Here is an 18,246-nt window from a genome sequence, read left to right on the forward strand (position 1 = left end):
GCGACGACGTGGCATGCAGGATGTCGGGTAAGTGGGCCTGGCTGTTGGGGTGTTCACGGCTTCCGTCGCCCTTACTGTCGGAGTCGAGTGGCGTGGTTTGGATGAGACCGGAGTTCGTTGTGCGACCTCTTTCGGCGCCTTCACGTCAACCTCGGCAGCAGGCAGAAGGAACCCTTCTACAGCCAAGTCAGGTCGTGTACGGCGGCCAGCAACAACAACAGGCCGATAAATGCCAGGAAGCCGAAGCAACTCGGTATCGAAAGCGTGTGAAGACAGCCCCCGCCGATCTCCAGCGACGGACCAGGCGCCGGGGTGGCTGGCGCCCTGACGACCTGTGGAGGGGGAGACGGTTGGGCCTTCACTGCCGCACCTCGGCAGCTCGTTTCTGTGCGCTCGGCATTGCTCTGAACTCCCAGGCGGGTCGATGGTCAACAGGTGCGTTGGTGCCCCGTGTACAAGCCAACTCCCGTGAAACCGCCTCTGCCGGACCTTCCGGCGGACATTCGGCCGGACTTTTCACAGCAAGCGGACTTTCCCTGCGCCGGGAAGTCGCTACCGTCAGAAGCATTCAGATCAACGGAGGTGACGGCGTGCCAAACCTGACGCCCTTCGAACACGCCTGTCGCCTGAGCGGCTGGGAACGACCGGCGGACTTTCTTCGGGACTTCCACGCCACGGCGGGGGTTCTCGGCGAGCCCATCACGCTGACCGACCGCCAGCTCCGCCGGTGGCGCCAGCCCGCACCACCCGCACCACGGGCGCGCGCCTGGCGAACGCTGCACGCCATGTTCGGCTTCTGTCCGAGCGAGCTCGGGTTTCCTGGACCGCCGCCAGGTGCCACCGTGGGGGGCGCACCACCCACCGCACTGAAAGGCACAGACATGGACCGGCGCGGTTTCCTCAACGATTCCATCGGCGCCGCAGTCGGCATGAGCCTCCCCGCACACCTGCGGCCGCTGAGCCCGGCCGGAGAGACGGGCGCCGTCGGCACCACCCATCTCCTCGAACTCCGGGCCGGCCTGCGGTCCCTCTTCCAACTCGATGACGCCTACGGCGGGGACGAGGTGCGGTCGCTGTCCGTACGGCATCTGCGCCGCGTCCGACGCATCATCAGCACCCGCCCCTGCTCGGATACGATCCGCCGTCAACTCCAGCTTCTTGCAGGGGAGTCGGCCGAGCACTGCGGATGGTTGGCGTACGACGCGGACGACCAGGACGCCGCTCGCCACTACTGGGGGGAGGCGCTGACCACCGCGACCATGCTGAAGGACGTCAACCTGGAGATCATGATCTTCTCCACCATGAGTTTGCAGGCTTGCTACGAGGGCCGCGCACGCGACGGTCTCGACCTCGCCAGGGCCGCTCAGGAGCGCGCTTCCCGTCTCGGCTCGCCCACGCTCCGATCGCTCATCGCCTCTAGAGAGGCTCGTGCTCTGTCCCTTCTGGGGGACGGAAAGGGAGCCAGCCGAAAACTGTCCGAGGCGATGCGACTCGTGGACCAGGCAGACGCCGGGCGCCCGTCCCCGGAGTGGACCGCGTTCCACGGACACGCCGAGCTGAACTTCGCCCAGGGGCTGCTCTACGAGGAGGCCGGCCACCACCACTCCGCGACCCAGTTCCTCCGCGCTGCGCTCGTCCACCAGGACCGCACCTACGGCCGCAACAGGGCACTCTACCGGCTCACCCTGGCCCGCAACCTGGTCGAGGACGGCGAGGTCGACGAGGGCGCGGCGCAAGCCGTCGAGAGCCTTGAGCACCTGGAAGAGGTCGAGTCGGGCCGCGTCACGCGGAGACTCAACGAGGTGTCCGGCCTGCTTCGGCACCGCGATGCCGACAGCGCCCGCCAGGCCGTGGACAAGCTGACGGCGTACACCCAATCGAAGGTAGCGGCATGACACCCGCCGAGGTGCTGACCTACGACCTCTACGAGGGCAAGGAGGCCGCCGCCGCGCTGGATACCTTTCTTCCGACGTACGAAGAGGTGTACGCCGAACCTCCGTACAGCGAGGCCCCCAGCGATGTCGCCGAGTTCATCGAGCACTATCAGATCCATGTCCAGCGGGATCGCATGCGACTGATCATCGCCCGCGACGGAGACGAAATCGTCGGCTTCACCTACGGCTATCTGCTGCCCGCCTACACGTCATGGTGGACCAACATCCAGGAAGAGCTCCCCGAGGACTTCACCCGCGAAGACGGCAAACGCACCTGGGTCATCATCGAACTGGCGGTCCGTAGGCCGTGGCGTCGCCGCGGTGTCGCCGCCACGCTCCACGCCGCACTCCTCGATGGCCTCCACGTCGAGCGGGTGACGCTCACCGTCCGACCGGAGCCCGAGGCGGCCCCGGCACAGTCCGCTTACAAGTCGTGGGGCTACCGCACCGTCGGCGTATCGCATCCGTGGGAGGACGCGCCGTTCTACACAGCCATGGTGCTCGAACTCGACGGCGAGCCCGCCCAAAGCTGACCAGCACGCCGACGCCGAAGGCCCGTGGCGGGTCACGGAGACAGGCTCCGTGACCCGCCGCGGGCCCCACGCGCGGTCAGCGATAGACCCCGAACTCGTAGAGCGAGTAGCCCCACGGGGTGCCGCGTTCGGTCCCGTTCACCCGTACGTACCGGGCGGCGCTCGTGACCGCGATGTCGTCGATGCCTCCGTCACCCCCGGTCACGGTCCGCAGGGTGCTCCAGTCCTGCCCGTTGTCGGACGCCTGGACGGTGTAACTCTTGGCGTACGCGGCCTCCCAGGCGAGCTGGATGTGCTTGAAGTCGGTCCGCGCGCCCAGGTCGACCTGGATCCACTGCGGGTCGGCCCAGTCACTGGCCCACCGGCTGCCGAAGTCGCCGTCGACGGCGTTGGCCGCCGGGCACGGGCAGCCGACGCTGTCGGGCTGGAAGGACGACGCCGTGGCCGGCTTCCCCCTGGCCACGTTGGTGCCGTCGACGGGCGGCGGCACGACCTTGAAGGACTTGGTCTCGATCCCCACGTTGCCCTTGCCGTCGGACGCCTTGATGTAGACCTTCCACACCCCGAGCCGGTCGGGCGCGGTCACGGTGAAGTCCCCGTTGCCCTCGGCGGTGAACCGCGCCGGGGTCAACTGGCCGCTGTTGTCGATGTACTTGCTGTTGACCAGCACCTCGTAGCTCAGCGCGTCACCGTTCGGGTCCGTGATGTCCGACGTGACCTTGAAGGGACGTCCGGCCGGTACGGAAGTGGCGCCGTCGACGGCCATGTTGGAGATCACCGGTGGCTTGTTGTCGCCGGCGGTGCTCCTGCCGTACGCCTCCTTCACCGCGTAGTAGGAGAGGCGCTTCTGGCCCGCGGGCAGCAGGTTGAACCAGACACCGCCGAAGTCGTACTCGGTGCCGTAGTGGAAGAGCGTCGCTCCGAGCGCGACACCCTCGTGGCCGATGACGCAGTTCCACGCGTCCTTGTAGCCCTGGGCCTTCGCCGTGTCGGCGGGCTCCGACGCCACACCGTTCACGTCGTCGTCCACCTCCCACTCACCGGCGGGGCCGCCCTCGGTGACGATGTAGGGCTTGGTGTAGCCGCCGGCGTTCCAGGTCTCCTCGATGTTGCAGACGTCGGCGTAGGAGTTGACCGCGTACAGATCGAGGTCGGGCGAGTTGCGCTGGTAGTAGGGCCAGGCTCCGGTCCAGGCGTCGGTCGAGGTCACGGGGTGGTTCGGGTCGACCGAGTGGATCTTCTTGGCGATATCGTTGACGAAGGTCGTGTACGCGTTGCGCTGCTGCTCCAGCGCGTCGCCGCTGTAGCAGTTCTGGAGGCCGAGTACGGACTCGTTCCCGACGTTCCACATCAGCACACCCGCGTGGTCCTTGTAGGTCTCCACCCACTTCGGGAACTCGGCGAGCATGTCGTTCTTGTACTGGGTGTCGGTGAGGTAGTTGACGCAGCCGCCGCTGCCGGGGCCGCCGCCGGGCTGGAGCCAGAAGCCGGCGATGACCTTGATGCCGTTGGCGGCGGCGGAGTCGAGGAGGGGCTTGGTGGTGCCGTCGGTGCCCCAGGTCCGGACGGTGTTGACGCCCATGGAGGCCACATCGGGCATGTAGGTGCCGGCGTCGGCGAAGGCCGGGCCCCAGGTCAGGCCCTTGACCTGGTACGGCGCTCCGTCGACGGTCAGCTGCCAGGCACCCTGGGACCCGGTGACCTTGACGACGCTGCCCGCCGCCTGCGCGGGAGCGGCGGCCGGGACGGTCACGGCGAAGGCCGCGAGAAGGGTGGTGGCGGCGACCGACGCCAACGTACGGAGGCGGCCTGGCGCGGATCTCGGAAAGAGTCGTGAATCGCTCATGAGTCACCTGTGGGGAGAGTGCGGGCGGAGGGATATGGGAGGCGCGCAACGTGATGGGAGAGCGCTCTCCCACCGGGGCGTTCTCCGCCCCGGCGGAAGAGCGCCTTCGGTCACGGCAGTTCGTAGTCCTCGTTCAGGGCCGCACCGGCCCCGGGATTGTTCTGGTCGTAGCCGCGCGCGTCGCACTGGAGGCCGCCCACGACACAGTGGTTGACCATGGCGGCCAGCGTGGCGTTGTCCCAGGCATTGAAGAAGTCGTAGTGGAAGGAGTGTCCCGTTCCACTGGCGAGTCTCACCTTGGACATGTCCCCGTTCACCGGCCAGGCCATCTTGAACTCGACCATCGGCAGCGCCACCGGGTGCGACGTCGGGCAGACGTCCTGGTTGGCGCCCTGGACCAGCGGATAGGCCATATGGCTCTTGTGGTCCGGGGTGTCCAGATACCTTCCGTCCCAGCAACTGGGCGCCTGGAAGCGGAGGTTGAGCTGGACATCACGGGTGTCCGGGCAACTGAGCGGGATCTCGGTGTTGTTGAACGAGTTTCCGCACTCCCAGCCCTCCACCCAGCCCGGGTGGTCGCGGAACTCGTCGGCCGTCTGCGTCGGGCTGCCGACCACGAACCGCAGGCCCTTCGGGAACGGCCGGACGGTGCGGTAGTCGGTGACTCCCGCCTTGTAGTAGATGACCTGCGGGCCGATGGGCCGTACCGGCGTGTCCCCGTTGAGCAGGGTCGGCATCCAGTACGCGGACCGGTCGCCCGGCGCCTTGCACGCGGTGGTGCCGGCGTCCAGCGAGGCCGTGGTGCTGTTGGCGTCGGTGGTCCTGTTGCCCATGAAGGTGTGGTCGTGCGAGGCACCCGGCTGCCCCGGATAGACGATCGGGTCGTCCGGCCTGGTGTGGGTGACCTCGCAGTTGGCCTGGAACTCGTGGAAGTAGCGGTGCGGCGGCAGTTCGTCCGACGGTACGACGCCGGTGACCGGCGGGTTCGCCGGTATGTAGCCGTCGCCGTCGGGGTCGTCGCCCGAGGGTACGGGGACGGCCGGGGGCATCTTGTGTCCCGCGTGGGACGCGGCCGTGGTGCCGCGGCCGTTCCCGGGGTCGGCGGTAGCGGTGTCCGTGATCGCGGTCAGACCCATGGCCACCAGGGCCAGGGCGGTGAAGACGAGCAACGCGGACACCAGGGTGGTTCTGCGGAGTCTTTCGGCCATGCGGACCTCCATGCCGCTCTTCGTCCGCATACGCGTCGTATGCGGTGGGGGGAGAGAGTGGTACTGGACGGTGCACCGCGGGGAGCGGCTCCCGGATCCGAAGGACCGTCAAGATCACCGCGATCACCTCTCGATCGCCGGAATCACTGCGGGAGAGCGCTCTCCAAAGCCAGGCCAGTGTTACGCCGCCGCTGAGAGAGTGTCAAGAGTTGGTGAACGATGACCCGTACGGACCCCACTTCCGCCCAAGAGGTGAACGGAATCGACGCGCCCGACCCGGAATGCGGAAGAATGCGGGGCGGCTTGAACATCGATGAACAGCCCCGTCCGCCGGTACGTACACCTCTACCGCCGGACGAGGCACATCCGACGGAGACCCAGGAGCACACACGCATGAGTGGTACTGCCCAGATCGGCGTCACCGGGCTCGCGGTGATGGGCCGCAACCTCGCCCGGAACTTCGCCCGCAACGGCTTCACCGTCGCCCTGCACAACCGCACAGCGTCGAAGACCCACGCCCTGGTCGACGAGTTCGGCGACGAGGGCGTCTTCGTACCCGCCGACTCGGCCGAGGAGTTCGTCGCGGCGCTGGAGCGCCCGCGCCGTCTCGTCATCATGGTGAAGGCCGGCGACCCGACCGACGCCGTGATCCAGGAGTTCGCGCCGCTGCTCGAAGAGGGCGACGTCATCATCGACGGCGGCAACGCGCACTTCGCGGACACCCGGCGCCGCGAGAAGGAACTGCGCGAGCGCGGTATCCACTTCGTGGGCGTGGGCATCTCCGGCGGCGAGGAGGGCGCGCTGCACGGACCGAGCATCATGCCGGGCGGCTCCACGGAGAGTTACGCGTCCCTCGGCCCGCTGCTGGAGCGCGTCGCCGCGAAGGCTCCGGACGGCGCCCCGACGGTCGCGCACATCGGCCCCGACGGCGCCGGTCACTTCGTGAAGATGGTGCACAACGGCATCGAGTACGCCGACATGCAGCTGATCGCCGAGGCGTACCACCTGCTGCGCGCGGTCGCCGGCTACTCCCCCGAGAAGATCGCGGAGACGTTCCGGACCTGGAACACCGGGCGGCTCGACTCGTATCTGATCGAGATCACCGCCGAGGTGCTGGCGCACCAGGACGCCGAGACGGGGAAGCCCTTCGTCGACGTCGTGGTCGACCAGGCCGAGCAGAAGGGCACCGGGCGCTGGACGGTGCAGATCGCCCTCGACCTCGGTGTGCCGGTCTCCGGCATCGCCGAGGCGGTCTTCGCCCGCTCGCTGTCGGGGCACGCCGCGCTGCGGGACGTCTCGCAGACGCTGCCGGGCCCGAAGGCGACCGCGCTGAGCGAGGCCGAGGCGGCGCGCTTCGCCGACCAGGTGGAGCAGGCGCTGTACGCGTCGAAGATCGTGTCGTACACCCAGGGCTTCCACCAGATCCAGGCGGGCAGCGAGGAGTACGGCTGGAACATCGACCTCGGCTCGGTCGCCGCGATCTGGCGTGCGGGCTGCATCATCCGGGCGGCGTTCCTGGACCGGATCAGGGGCGCGTACGACGCGCAGCGCGATCTGCCGAGCCTGCTGGCGGACAAGCAGTTCGCCGAGGAGATCGGCGCGGCGCAGGACGACTGGCGCGAGGTGCTCGCGACGGCGGTGCGGCAGGGTGTGCCGACCCCGGGCTTCGCTGCGGCGCTCTCGTACTACGACGCACTGCGCGCGGAGCGGCTGCCGGCCGCGCTCACGCAGGGGCAGCGGGACTTCTTCGGTGCGCACACCTACCGGCGTACCGACCGCGAGGGGTCGTTCCACACCCTGTGGGGCGGGGACCGCACGGAGGTCTCCGGCTGACCGGGCAAGCGTGTCCGTCAGGTCCCGCCTGAGCGGGGCCTGAGGAACGACCGGACGCCGGCGGGCAGTTGCCCCGTCGGCGTCCGGTCGTTCCCGCTTCCGTACGAAGGCACCGGCGGGCCTTCCTTTCGGGGGTGGGGAGTTGGGGGTACGCGGGGGGGGCCGGCCGTGGCTCAGGCGCGGCGGATCGTGATGTCACCGACCCCGGTCCGGGCGTGCACCTCGACGGTCTCGTCGGAGTCGGCGGGGCCGCTGGAGGAGCCGAGCGAGTTGCGTACCGTGCCGTACTTGGTGTTCACGTCGAGCCAGGCGGCCGTGTCTTCGTGGATGCCGACTTCGAGGTCGCCGACGGAGGTGCGGAGGTCGAACCGGCCTCGGCGGGCGTCGGCGACACGAATCCGGCCGTTGGAGGACATCACCTCGGCTCCGGCGTGGGCGACGCCGATCTCGATCCGGCCGTTGGCGGACTTGGCGCCGACGCCGCTGTGGGCGACGCCGACGGAGATGTCGCCGTTGGCCGCGTTGGCCTTGAGGCCGCCGGTGACTTCACCGATCTCGGTAGCGCCGTTGCCGTTCTTCACCGTCGCGGTGCCCGCGACGGTGCCGATCTCGACCCGGCCCGCGCCGATGACCTCGACGTCTCCGGTCGAGCGGGCCAGGCGGATGTCGCCGTGGTCGGTCTTGAAGTCGCCGCCGGCCACCTCGTCCACCTGGAGGTCCCCGAGCGAGGTCTTGAGCGTGACGTCCCCGAGGCGGCCCTCGCAGAAGAACCCGCCCAGGGACGTGGTGGCCCGGACATCCGATCCGGCGGGCAGCTCGATGCTCACCTCGATGGTGCCCGGCTTGCCGAACAGGGACCGTTTCTTCGGTGTCTTGACGGTGAGACGGCCACCGGAAAAGGTGACCTGCGTCTGCTGCACGGCACGTACGTCGTTGTCGTCGGATCCGTTGCTCGGCAGCACCTCGACGACGGTCTCGGTGCGCTTGCCCGCGATGACGCGGGCGGTGCCGGAATCCAACTCCAGGGTGACGGAGATCGGTTGGGGGGTCTCGAAAGCAGGCATGGCTGTACCGTCCTCATGGCTTGGGTGGTTGATCCCGCTGCTGAGGCGGGTGTTGAGGCTCGGAGTTCTGTCGCCGCGTCAGCGGACCCAGCCGGTGAAGCCCCGGCCGCCCGAGTCCTTGCCGCGGCCCGCCGGGCTCGTGCGCTCGCCGCCGTCGAGTGCGGTCGACACGGCCCGTACCAGCCAGGCGTTCACCGACAGGCCCTCCGCGGTCGCAGCGGCCTCGGCGCGGGCCTTGAGATGGGCGGGGAGGCGGAAGTTGATCCGTGCCACGGCGCCGTCGTCGCCGTCCCCGGGCGGCGGTGGCGGCGGCAGGGCCGCGGGGGCCGCGACCGGCTCCCGCTCCTCCCGGAACGGCTCGGGGGCGGGCGGCGCCGTCACCACGAACTCCGGGTCGAGTCCCCGGAGTCGAACGTCGACCGAGCCCGGCGCGAGCTCCCGCGTGACCTCGCCCATGGCGGCGGACAGTGCGTTGAGGAGGGTGAGGCGGGCGGCGGATTCCAGGGGCGCGGTGAGCCGTTCGGCGAGGGCGCGGGCGTCTTCGCCGCCGGCGTCCGCGGCGACGGCCAGCTCTTGCCGGAGGTTGTCGACGTAGGGCGTGAGGTCCATGACGCCATCATGGCACATCGATGGCGCTATTGCGAGCCAGATGGGCCACCTCTCCGGCGAGGCGGCTACGACCTGCGACTTCGCATTCGGATTCATTCGTCATGATGCCGTGCTGGCAGTGGCATGGCTTGCGATAGATCCACAGTGACACCACGATGGCGCCATGTGGACCACTGGGGCAACACGCCGGTGGCGCGGGTCAATTGCCCGCGGCTGCTTCACACAACGTTCACCGGCTGTGCTTCCCACCGGATGAAACCGGACCGCCGAACGCCCCTAGGGTCGCACCGGTTTCAGGCAATGTGGCTATACACGAAAGGTCGTGATTCGGGATGGAAGCGTTCCGGGAGAAGCGAAGAAGAAGGAGCCGATCGGCTCTGTTCGGCGGTGGCATGGTCGCGGCTCTGGCCGGGCTGGTGGCCTCGCTCGCCGCCGGTACGACCGCCGTCGCCGAGCCCTCCGCCGCCCAGGTGCGGCACCCCGTGGAGTACGTGGATCCGCTGATCGGGTCCGCGAACGGCGGCAACACCTACCCCGGCGCGAACCTGCCGTTCGGCATGATCGCCTGGTCCCCGACCAGCACCAGGGGCGACCAGACCGACACCGGCGCGGCCAACGGCTACTCGTACAACGCGACCCGTATGCGCGGCCTCAGCCTCACCCACGTCAATGGCGCCGGGTGCCACCCCGGGGCCGCGGGTGACGTGCCGATCATGCCGTTCGTGGGCGACGTCGACAGCTCGCCGTCCGCCGACACCAAGGACGCGAAGTACGCTGCGGACTTCTCGCACGACAACGAGAAGGCGGAGCCCGGCCGTTACCGCGTGGGGCTCAACTCGGGCGCCGCGGCCGATCTCGCGGTCAGCGAGCGGGCCGGTGTCGCGGACTTCAGCTTCCCGGCCGACAAGCCGGCCAATCTGCTCTTCCGGGTCTCCAACTCCCTGAACGGCAGCGAGGACGCGCACGTCGAGATCGACGAGAAGGCGCGCAAGGTCACCGGCTGGGTGGAGACCGGGGCGTTCTGCGGGCGGCGTGCCAACGGCGGTGTGAACAACCGCAACAGCTACTACCGCCTCTACTTCACCGCTTCCTTCGACCGCGCCTTCTCCGGCGTCGGCACCTGGAAGAACGACCAGTTGTCCGCCGGCTCGACCACGGCCGACGGCGGCGAGGGCTACAAGACCGGGGCCGACCGCGCCGGCCAGGGTTCCGGCGGTTACGTCAGCTTCGACACCGCACAGGACAACGATGTCAGCATGCGGCTCGGCATCTCGTACGTCTCACTCGCCGGCGCCGAGGCCAACCTTCGCGGGGAGATACCGTCCCGGTCGAGCGTGGCCGACGTGGCTGCGAAGGGCCGGGCGGCCTGGGACCGGCAGTTGCGCGACGTCGCGATCAGCGGCGGCAGCGAGGCGCAGCGCACCGCGTTCTACACCGCGCTCTACCACTCGCTCCAGCAGCCCAACCTGATCAGCGACCGGGACGGCCGCTATTCCGGGATGGACCGCAAGACACACCGCGTGGCGCACGGTCAGAAGGCGCAGTACAGCAACTTCTCCGGCTGGGACCAGTACCGCGCGCAGGTGCAGTTGCTCGCCCTCCTGGAGCCGCGCGTCGCCGGTGACTTCGCCCAGTCGCTGTTCAACTTCTCGAAGCAGAACGGCGGCGTGTGGGACCGCTGGGTGCACATCAGCGGCGCGACGCATGTGATGACGGGCGACCCGACGGCCGCGACGCTGGCGACGTTCTACGCCATGGGTGTACGGAACTTCGACGCCAAGGGTGCGTTCGACTCCCTCTACCGGCAGGCCACCGTCCCGCACCCGGACGGGCTCTCCGACGCCGGCTGCCCCGGTCAGTGCGAGGGGCAGCGGCCCAATCTCGCCCAGTACCTCGACTCGCACTACGCGGCGCAGGACGTCTGCCACTGCTGGGGCGGCGCCGCCGAGACCCTGGAGGACTCCGTCGCCGACGCCGCGCTCGCCCAGTGGGCGCGGGAGCTCGGCCGCGACCGGGAGTACCGGGAGCTGAGTGAGCGGGGCGGCTACTGGAAGAACGTGTTCAACCCCCAGGCCACGGCGGGTGCCGGCTACATCCAGGCCAGGAACCTGGACGGCAACTGGGTCACTCCCTTCAACCCGGCGTCCGACCGCGGCTTCGCGCAGGGCAGCGCGGCCACGTACACCTGGATGGTCCCGCAGGACGTACAGGGCCTGGCCGAGGCGATGGGCGGCCGGGACACGGCGGCGGCCCGGCTGGACCTCTTCTTCCACAAGCCGGACGGCTCCTGGTCGATCCGCGGCGGCGACGCCCTGCGCTACGACCCCACGAACGAGCCGGGCATCCACGCGCCCTGGCTCTACAACGCGCTCGGGCAGCCCTGGAAGACCCAGGAGACCGTCCGCGAGATCGTCGACACGGTGTACGGGACCGGTCCTTCGGGGCTCCCGGGCAACGACGACCTCGGCACGATGTCCGCCTGGTACGTCTTCGCGGCGCTCGGCGTCTACCCGCAGGCCCCCGGCCGGGGCGATCTGCTGCTGACGGCTCCGCTGTTCCCGCGCGCGGTGGTCGCGGGCGCGGACGGGCGGCGCGCGATCACCATCACGGCTCCGGCGGCTTCGGACGCGAACCAGTACGTGGACGAGGTCCGGCTGAACGGCCGGGTCCGCGACGCTTCGTGGGTCGACTCCGCGCTGGTACGCCGCGGCGGTTCGCTCACCTTCACCCTCACGGACCAGCCGGACACGACATGGGCGACGAGGCCGGGCACACTGCCCCGCTGATCGCACCGCGTGAGACGCCCTTGTAGGCCTTTGCCGGGCGACGCCGAAGCCCTCGACCTTCGTGGTCGGGGGCTCCGGTGCGTACCTCTCATGTTCGAGCGGGTGGGTGGCCTGATCCAATGGACGCGCCTCGGCCCACCGGGCCCGGCTGGGGCTCCGGGTCCGGGACCGGGTCGGGGCCCGGAGGACTGGGGATCGGGTCCGGGGTGGGGCCCGGCGGGGGTCCGGGAACGGGCGATGGACCCGGCACGGGGCCGGGGGCGGGGCCCGGTTCGGGGCCGGGCGGGCCCGGCGGGGGTTTGGGCGAGGGCGGTACGGGGTCGGGATACGGATGGGTCATGCCAGTCCTCCAAAGGTACGGACTCGTGCGTTCCCAATGTCTCGCGATGCGCGTGCCCACGCGCGCCGGGTCCACTCATGACAGGCCCGCCGCATCACCCCCGCCGGCCTCACCAGCGCCCGGAGTCCGCCTTCAACCGGGCCTCGGCGGCGCGCACGGTGTCCTCGTCGGCCGCGGGCGCCACGGTCACCTCGTCGGGGTGGCGCTGCGCCCACCTGGCGGCGTACGGGCACAGCGGTACGACGGGTACGCCCTCGCGGCCGGCCATCTCGTAGAACTCCTTCACCAGCGTGCCCGCGATGCCCTTGCCCTCGTGGCCCTGCTCCACCACGGTGTGGACAGCCACGAGCGCGGCCGGGGCACCGCCCAGCACGAAGTAGCCGACGACGCCGACGAGCTCGTCGCCCTCGTACGCCTCCAGCCGGCCCTGTGCCCGGTTGTCGCGGATGTCGGTCTCTGCCATGGCTGGTCCGTCTCCCTGGTCGTCGGCGAAAACGCTCCGGGTGCTCTCGTGCTCTCCGTACGAGGCGGAGGCCCGCCGGAATCATCCGGCGGGCCTCCGTCGGAAGCAAGTGGACCCCAGGCGGACCCCGATGCCTCAGGTGATCGTCAGGGTGTCCTTGGCGGTGGCCGTCGAGCTGGTGCCGACGATGATGTCGACCGTCCCCTCCTCGACCACGAAGCGCCCGTCCGGATCGTTGGTCCAGAAGCCGAAGTCGTCCGCGCCGAGACTGAAGCGCACGGTGGTGGACGCCCCGGCCGCGAGGGTCACGCGGCGGAATCCGCGCAGTCGCCGTACCGGCTGCACGATGCTCGCGACCGGGTCGCGCAGGTACAGCTGGACGACCTCGTCCCCCTCGCGCTCCCCCGTGTTGCGTACGGTGACGGCGACCTCTACGGTGCCGCCCTCCCTCAGGGACCCGGCGGTGACGGAGCCCCGGCTGAGGGACGGCTCGGTGAGCGTGAAGGTGGTGTAGCTCAGGCCGTGCCCGAACGGGTAGCGCGGGCCGTCGGCCACGTCCAGATAGCGGGAGACGTAGCGCTGGTCCGGGTCGGCCGGGTCGTAGGGGCGGCCGGTCCGTTCGTGGTTGTAGTTGACGGGGATCTGGCCGACCGTACGGGGGAAGGACGCCGGGAGCCGGCCGCCGGGGTCGACGTCGCCGAACAGCACGTCGGCGACCGCGTTCCCGGCCTCCATACCGGGGTGCCAGGCCTCCAGGACGGCCGGGGCGTCGTCGGCCCAGTCGCCGAGGGTGAGCGGGCGGCCGTTGACGAGGACGACGACGTACGGCTTGCCCGTCGCCGCGACCGCGGCGATCAACTCCTCCTGCCGGCCCGGCAGTCCGATGTCGCTGCGCGAGTTCCCCTCGCCGCTGATGGCGGGGCTCTCCCCCACGACGACGACGGTGACGTCGGCGGCCCGCGCCGCCGCGACGGCGGCCGGGAGCGTGCCGGTGTCCTGCCCGGTGGCGTCGATGCCAAGGGCGTGGGTCACCTCGGCGTCCGGTACGGCGGCGCGTACGCCGTCCAGCACCGTGACGGACCGGAACTTCTCCGCACCGGGTCCCGCCCAGGTGCCCTGGAGATCGTCGGAGTCGCCGAACGGCCCGACGACGGCGACCGATCCGACCGTTTTCACGAGCGGCAGCGCTCCCTCGTTCCTCAGCAGCACCATGGAGCGCGCGGCGGCCGTACGGGCTGCCGACCGGGCCCGCGCCGTCGGGCCGGGGATCTCGGCCGCCTCCGGCACGTACGGGTCGTCGAAGAGCCCGAGGCGGAACTTGACGCGCAGGACGCGGGTGACCGCGTCGTCCAGCCGCGCGGCGTCGATCCGCCCCTCGCTGAGCAACTTCCGTCCGTGGTCCGCGACATGGGTGCTGACCATCTCCATGTCGACACCGGCGTTGACGGCGAGTGAGGCCGCGTCCGCGCCGTCGGCGGCGAAGCCGTGCGGGATGAGTTCCTGCACTCCCGACCAGTCGCTGACGACGAAGCCGTCAAATCCCCAGTCCTGCTTGAGGATTCGGGTGAGGGTGTGCTCGTTGCCGTGCGCGGGGACACCGCTGATGGTGTTGAACGCGGCCATGACCGTGGCCACTTGGGCGTCCACGGCCACCTTGAACGGCGGCAGGTAGTGATTGCGCAGCCGCGCCTCGGACACGTCGACGGTGTTGTAGTCCCGGCCGCCCTCGGGCCCGCCGTACGCGACATAGTGCTTGGCGCAGGCGGCGATCCGGTCCTTCGCCCTCAGGTCGCCGCCCTGGTAGCCGCGTACCTTGGCCGCCGCCAACACGGCGTTCAGATACGGGTCTTCGCCGCCGGACTCGGCGATCCGGCCCCACCGAGGCTCGCTGGTGACGTCCATCATCGGCGCGAACGTCCAGTGCACGCCGTTGGACCGTGCCTCGGCCGCCGAGACCGACGCGTCGAGCTCGGACACCGCCGGGTCGAAGCTCGCGGCCTGCGCGAGCGGGATCGGGAAGGTTGTCCAGAAGCCGTGGATGATGTCGAGGCCGAAAATCAGCGGGATGCCGAGCCGGGACTCCTCGACCGCGATCCGCTGGAGTGCGTTGCTCTCCCTGGCGCCGTGGATGTTCAGTACGGAGCCCAACAGGCCCGCGCGGGCGGCCTCTTCGGCCTGCCGGGTCTGGGTGCCGCCGGGGCCGGTGGCTCCCGCCCAGGCGAGCTGCTGGAGCTGGCCGAGCTTCTCGTCCTCGGTCATCCGGGCGAGCAGTTCGGCGACGGGGCGGTGGTACGGGTCGGCCGGGGTGGCGGCTTGCACGACGTGTCCTCTCGGTGGCGGGCGCGGGGCCGCCGGTGGCGGCGGACGCGCGTGCCGGCGCGCCTGCCGCGACGGCGGTCGCACCGATCGTAGTGAGCGGGGTCCACGCGGACAGCGGGACAAAGCGGGAGATCAGGCATGTTGATCGATAATCCGGGCGGGGAACACGAGCTTCCGGCCACGGTCGGGACGCGGTTCGGCTGCGGTTTCCCGCTCCCGCTCGCGCCTCGGACACCGTGCGATACATTTTGCGACGCCTTTGCCACGATCATCTTCAGCAGCGGAGACGAGCTTCCCAATGAACGACATAGTCAACGGACTTGGCCGGGCCGGCGCCTACGGCGCGCTCGGTGTGGTCCTTCTGATCCTCGGCATCGTCCTCGTCGACCTGCTGACGCCGGGGAAGCTCGGCAAGCAGATCTGGGAGGAGCGCAACCGCAACGCCGCGCTCCTGCTCAGCTCGGCGCTCCTGGGGATCGGCGGCATCGTCTTCACGTCCATCTGGACGACGTACGACGACTTCGGCAAGGGTTTGGCGTCGACGGCCGCGTTCGGGGTGCTCGGCCTGGTGATGATGGCGGTGGCGTTCCTCGTGGTGGATCTGGTGACGCCGGGCAAGCTGGGCGCGACGCTGGTCGAGGCTGAGCCGCACCCGGCGGTGTGGGTCACGGCTTCGTGCAACATCGCGGTGTCGGCGATCGTTTCGGCGTCGATCGCCTGAACGGCGGGGCGTACGCGTACGACCGGGCTGCCGGAACAGCCCGGTCGCGTCAGCCGCGCTGGCGCCTCGTCCAGGGCGTGTCTTTCGGATCAGGCCGGGATCGCGACCGCGGTCAGCACGATGCCCTTCTCCGACAGCCAGCGTCCGTCGAACGTGTGCAGGGTCCGGTCCCCCGCCCGCGCGGGACCGGCGAGCAGATGGGCCGTGAACGTCCCGCCCACCGGGTCGAAGACGAGCCGTGCCTGCTCGAACTCCAGGAAGCGCCTCGTCAGCGGGAACCACGCCTTGTAGACCGACTCCTTGGCGCTGAACAGCAGCCGGTCCCACGGGATCCCGGGCACGGACTCCAGGAGTTCCTTGACCGCGATCTGCTCGTCCGGCAGGGCCACCGCCTCCAGTACCCCGGAGGGCAACGGCAGCGCGGGCTCGGCGTCGACGCCGATCGAGGTGACATGCGCGGGGCGGGCGACCACGGCCGCGCGGTAACCCGCGCAGTGGGTGATGCTGCCGACCACGCCCCGCGGCCACAGCGGCGAGCCGCGCTCACCGGTCAGGATCGCGCCCGCCGGCGCGCCCAGCCGTGTCAGGGCCTGGCGCGCGCAGTGCCGGGCGGTGGCGAACTCGCCGCGGCGCTGCTGTACCGCGGACTTCACCAACAGGGCCTCCTCCGGGAAGAGTGTGGCCTCGGCGAGGTCTCCGTACGCTTCGGCGGTCTCCACCTCGGCGGGCACGATGCGCTCGATCACCGCGTCTGCCCCGCTTCCTCACGGATCGGCAGCGGAAGTATCTGTACGGGGCGGCCCGGCTGCTGCGCGCGCCGTCCCCACTCCCTCGGGTAGCCGAGCGAGACCTCCTGATGAGGCACCCCGTCGCACCACATCAGCCGGGGGATGTGCAGATGCCCGTACACGACCGACGCCGCCCGGAACCTGCGCGGCCAGTCCGCCGACGCCTCGGTGCCGCACCAGAGGGCGAACTCCGGGCGCCACAGCACGTTCGTGGGTTCGCGCACGATCGGCCAGTGGTTGATCAGGACGGTGGGCAATTCGGCCGGGATCTCGGCCAGTCGGCGCTCGGTGGCCGCGAGCCGGGCGCGGCACCACGCCTCCCTGCTGGGATACGGGTCGGGGTGGAGCAGGAACTCGTCGGTGCAGACGACCCCGGCGGCTTCGGCGACCGCGAGGGCGGATGCCTTGGAGTCGGTGCCGGCGGGCCGGAAGGAGTAGTCGTAGAGGAGGAACAGCGGCGCGATCACGGCGGGGCCGCCTTCGCCCTCCCAGATGGGGTAGGGGTCCTCGGGCGTGACGACGCCGATCCGGCGGCAGAGTTCCACGAGATGGCGGTACTTCGCGTCGCCCCTGAGCTGGATGGGGTCGTCGGGGGCGGTCCACAGCTCGTGGTTGCCAGGAACCCAGATGACCTTCGCGAACCGCTCGCTCAGCGTGCGCAGGGTCCACTCGATGTCGGACACCAACTCACCGATGTCACCGGCCACCAGGAGCCAGTCGTGCTCCGACTCGGGCCACAGGGAGTCGGCGATCTTCCGGTTCTCCGGGTGCCGGATGTGCAGATCGCTCGTCGCGACGAGCCGTCCGGGCTTCTTCGGTGACGAGGCGGAGCCGGGTGTGGGGTGGACAGCGGAGGGGGGCGGCGCCGCGCCACGTATCTCATAGGTCGTCACCGGTAATCGCTCCGAACTCGGCGGGCCCGCAAGTAGCGCATTCGCCAAGGATATGCAGGCGCCCCCAATGATCAACCCCTATTCTCCCCTGCCGCGCGATCGGCGGGCGCGGGCCGGCCGCCGGGGCGCAGGAGGTCGATGTCCGTGCCCCACGAGTCGATGACCGAGGCGTGACCGGCCTGCCGGGCGGCGCCTTCGACTGTCGCGAAGAGGGCGCGCTGCGTGGCGGGGTCGCCGTCGGCGACGACGCGCCGTATCCGCGGAAGCAGCACGTCGGCGGCCCACTGCGGGGCGCCCAGCGGATGGTGTGCCAGCTCCCACGGCAGGTACTTGTTGTACGGCCGGACCCGCTGGTGCAGGGCGAACACGACCGTGAGCAGGTACGGAACGCTCTCCGCCGCGTCGAGGTGTGCGACGGCGGGGCGGCCGTCGCGGTGGCTCTTGAGGGACCGGTAGAGGGAGTTGATGTACGCGTCCAGTTCGGAGCGGACCAGTTGGTGGGCTTCGAGATCGTCGAGCACCGCCTTCTCGTCGACGAGTCGCGTGATCGTGCCGCCGAGCCGGTCGAGCAGTACCTGGCTGTGGGCGAACGCGTACCGGTCCCAGGCGTACGTGTCTCCGGGCAGGGCATGGGCGCGGAACTCCGACAGGGAGAGCGGCATCACGTCCAGCGCGGGCGAGCGCCGGCCCTCGGCGACGGCGGGCGGGACCCCCGTGCGGTCGTCGGCGGTGATCACGTAGACGTCGTGGTCGGAACGGGCGGTCGCCATGCCGTGCCTGGCCCGCGATCCGCTCAGGACGAGGCCGACCACGTCGGGCGAGGCGGAGGCCCGGGACACGAAGTCGGTGAACTCGGCCGAGACTTCGGCCGATGGACCGGGGTTCTGCGGCATGGTCGCGAACGCCTTT

At 70.2% G+C, this 18,246-nt stretch carries 14 protein-coding genes; 5 read left to right on the forward strand and 9 right to left on the reverse strand.

The window, feature by feature from the left end; all coding sequences use genetic code 11:
* Positions 1 to 881 precede the first annotated feature (881 nt).
* Together OIE74_RS03700 and OIE74_RS03705 are read left to right on the forward strand one after the other, a co-directional pair.
* Complete coding sequence (locus tag OIE74_RS03700) at positions 882 to 1,895, forward strand: hypothetical protein (protein WP_329378352.1); 1,014 nt, start codon at positions 882 to 884, stop codon at positions 1,893 to 1,895.
* A complete protein-coding gene (locus OIE74_RS03705) occupies positions 1,892 to 2,467 on the forward strand; it encodes a GNAT family N-acetyltransferase (protein ID WP_329378355.1) in 576 nt (191 codons plus the stop codon). Before OIE74_RS03700 ends, OIE74_RS03705 begins: the two co-directional genes overlap by 4 nt.
* A gap of 76 nt (positions 2,468 to 2,543) precedes the next feature.
* Here the strand turns inward: OIE74_RS03705 and OIE74_RS03710 are convergent, their stop codons facing one another.
* Both OIE74_RS03710 and OIE74_RS03715 read right to left on the reverse strand, forming a co-directional pair.
* Positions 2,544 to 4,313 (reverse strand): discoidin domain-containing protein, encoded by a 1,770-nt coding sequence (locus OIE74_RS03710; RefSeq protein WP_329378357.1) that lies wholly within the window; start codon positions 4,311 to 4,313, stop codon positions 2,544 to 2,546.
* A 110-nt stretch (positions 4,314 to 4,423) separates the two neighbouring features.
* Positions 4,424 to 5,521 carry a DUF1996 domain-containing protein gene (locus OIE74_RS03715; RefSeq protein ID WP_329378359.1) on the reverse strand — a complete coding sequence of 366 codons (1,098 nt, stop codon included), beginning with the start codon at positions 5,519 to 5,521 and terminating at the stop codon, positions 4,424 to 4,426.
* A 393-nt stretch (positions 5,522 to 5,914) separates the two neighbouring features.
* Between OIE74_RS03715 and gndA the strand changes: the two genes are divergently transcribed.
* Positions 5,915 to 7,354 (forward strand): NADP-dependent phosphogluconate dehydrogenase, encoded by a 1,440-nt coding sequence (gene gndA, locus OIE74_RS03720; protein WP_329378360.1) that lies wholly within the window; start codon positions 5,915 to 5,917, stop codon positions 7,352 to 7,354.
* Positions 7,355 to 7,527: 173 nt separating this feature from the next.
* Here gndA and OIE74_RS03725 read toward each other — a convergent pair whose 3' ends face one another.
* Positions 7,528 to 8,418 (reverse strand): DUF4097 family beta strand repeat-containing protein, encoded by an 891-nt coding sequence (locus OIE74_RS03725; protein ID WP_329378362.1) that lies wholly within the window; start codon positions 8,416 to 8,418, stop codon positions 7,528 to 7,530.
* 78 nt (positions 8,419 to 8,496) lie between these two features.
* Positions 8,497 to 9,027, reverse strand: coding sequence for a toxin-antitoxin system HicB family antitoxin (locus tag OIE74_RS03730; RefSeq protein WP_329378365.1), 531 nt, complete (start codon positions 9,025 to 9,027; stop codon positions 8,497 to 8,499).
* A 392-nt stretch (positions 9,028 to 9,419) separates the two neighbouring features.
* Here OIE74_RS03730 and OIE74_RS03735 point away from each other — a divergent pair, with 392 nt between their 5' ends.
* Positions 9,420 to 11,813, forward strand: a complete 2,394-nt coding sequence (locus tag OIE74_RS03735) for a GH92 family glycosyl hydrolase (RefSeq protein WP_329378367.1) — start codon at positions 9,420 to 9,422, stop codon at positions 11,811 to 11,813.
* A 449-nt stretch (positions 11,814 to 12,262) separates the two neighbouring features.
* On the opposite strand, the gene OIE74_RS03740 is transcribed toward OIE74_RS03735, so the two are convergent.
* Positions 12,263 to 12,616 carry a GNAT family N-acetyltransferase gene (locus tag OIE74_RS03740; RefSeq protein WP_329378369.1) on the reverse strand — a complete coding sequence of 118 codons (354 nt, stop codon included), beginning with the start codon at positions 12,614 to 12,616 and terminating at the stop codon, positions 12,263 to 12,265.
* Positions 12,617 to 12,751: 135 nt separating this feature from the next.
* On the reverse strand, positions 12,752 to 14,875 hold the full coding sequence (locus OIE74_RS03745) for a glycoside hydrolase family 3 N-terminal domain-containing protein (protein ID WP_329392154.1): 2,124 nt from the start codon (positions 14,873 to 14,875) through the stop codon (positions 12,752 to 12,754).
* Between the two features lie 358 nt (positions 14,876 to 15,233).
* On the opposite strand from OIE74_RS03745, the gene OIE74_RS03750 reads away from it, so the two are divergent.
* Positions 15,234 to 15,656 (forward strand): DUF350 domain-containing protein, encoded by a 423-nt coding sequence (locus tag OIE74_RS03750; protein WP_329378370.1) that lies wholly within the window; start codon positions 15,234 to 15,236, stop codon positions 15,654 to 15,656.
* A gap of 89 nt (positions 15,657 to 15,745) precedes the next feature.
* Here the strand turns inward: OIE74_RS03750 and OIE74_RS03755 are convergent, their stop codons facing one another.
* From OIE74_RS03755 to OIE74_RS03765, 3 genes are all read right to left on the reverse strand, one after another.
* Positions 15,746 to 16,402, reverse strand: coding sequence for a 4'-phosphopantetheinyl transferase family protein (locus tag OIE74_RS03755; RefSeq protein ID WP_329378372.1), 657 nt, complete (start codon positions 16,400 to 16,402; stop codon positions 15,746 to 15,748).
* Positions 16,399 to 17,337, reverse strand: a complete 939-nt coding sequence (locus OIE74_RS03760; RefSeq protein ID WP_329378374.1) for a metallophosphoesterase family protein — start codon at positions 17,335 to 17,337, stop codon at positions 16,399 to 16,401. Before OIE74_RS03760 ends, OIE74_RS03755 begins: the two co-directional genes overlap by 4 nt.
* 71 nt (positions 17,338 to 17,408) lie before the next feature.
* Entirely contained in the window at positions 17,409 to 18,230 is an 822-nt protein-coding gene (locus OIE74_RS03765; protein ID WP_329378376.1) for a hypothetical protein, read from the reverse strand.
* Positions 18,231 to 18,246 lie beyond the last annotated feature (16 nt).

Origin of the sequence: Streptomyces sp. NBC_01716 (assembly GCF_036248275.1) — a bacterium.
GTDB lineage: Bacteria > Actinomycetota > Actinomycetes > Streptomycetales > Streptomycetaceae > Streptomyces.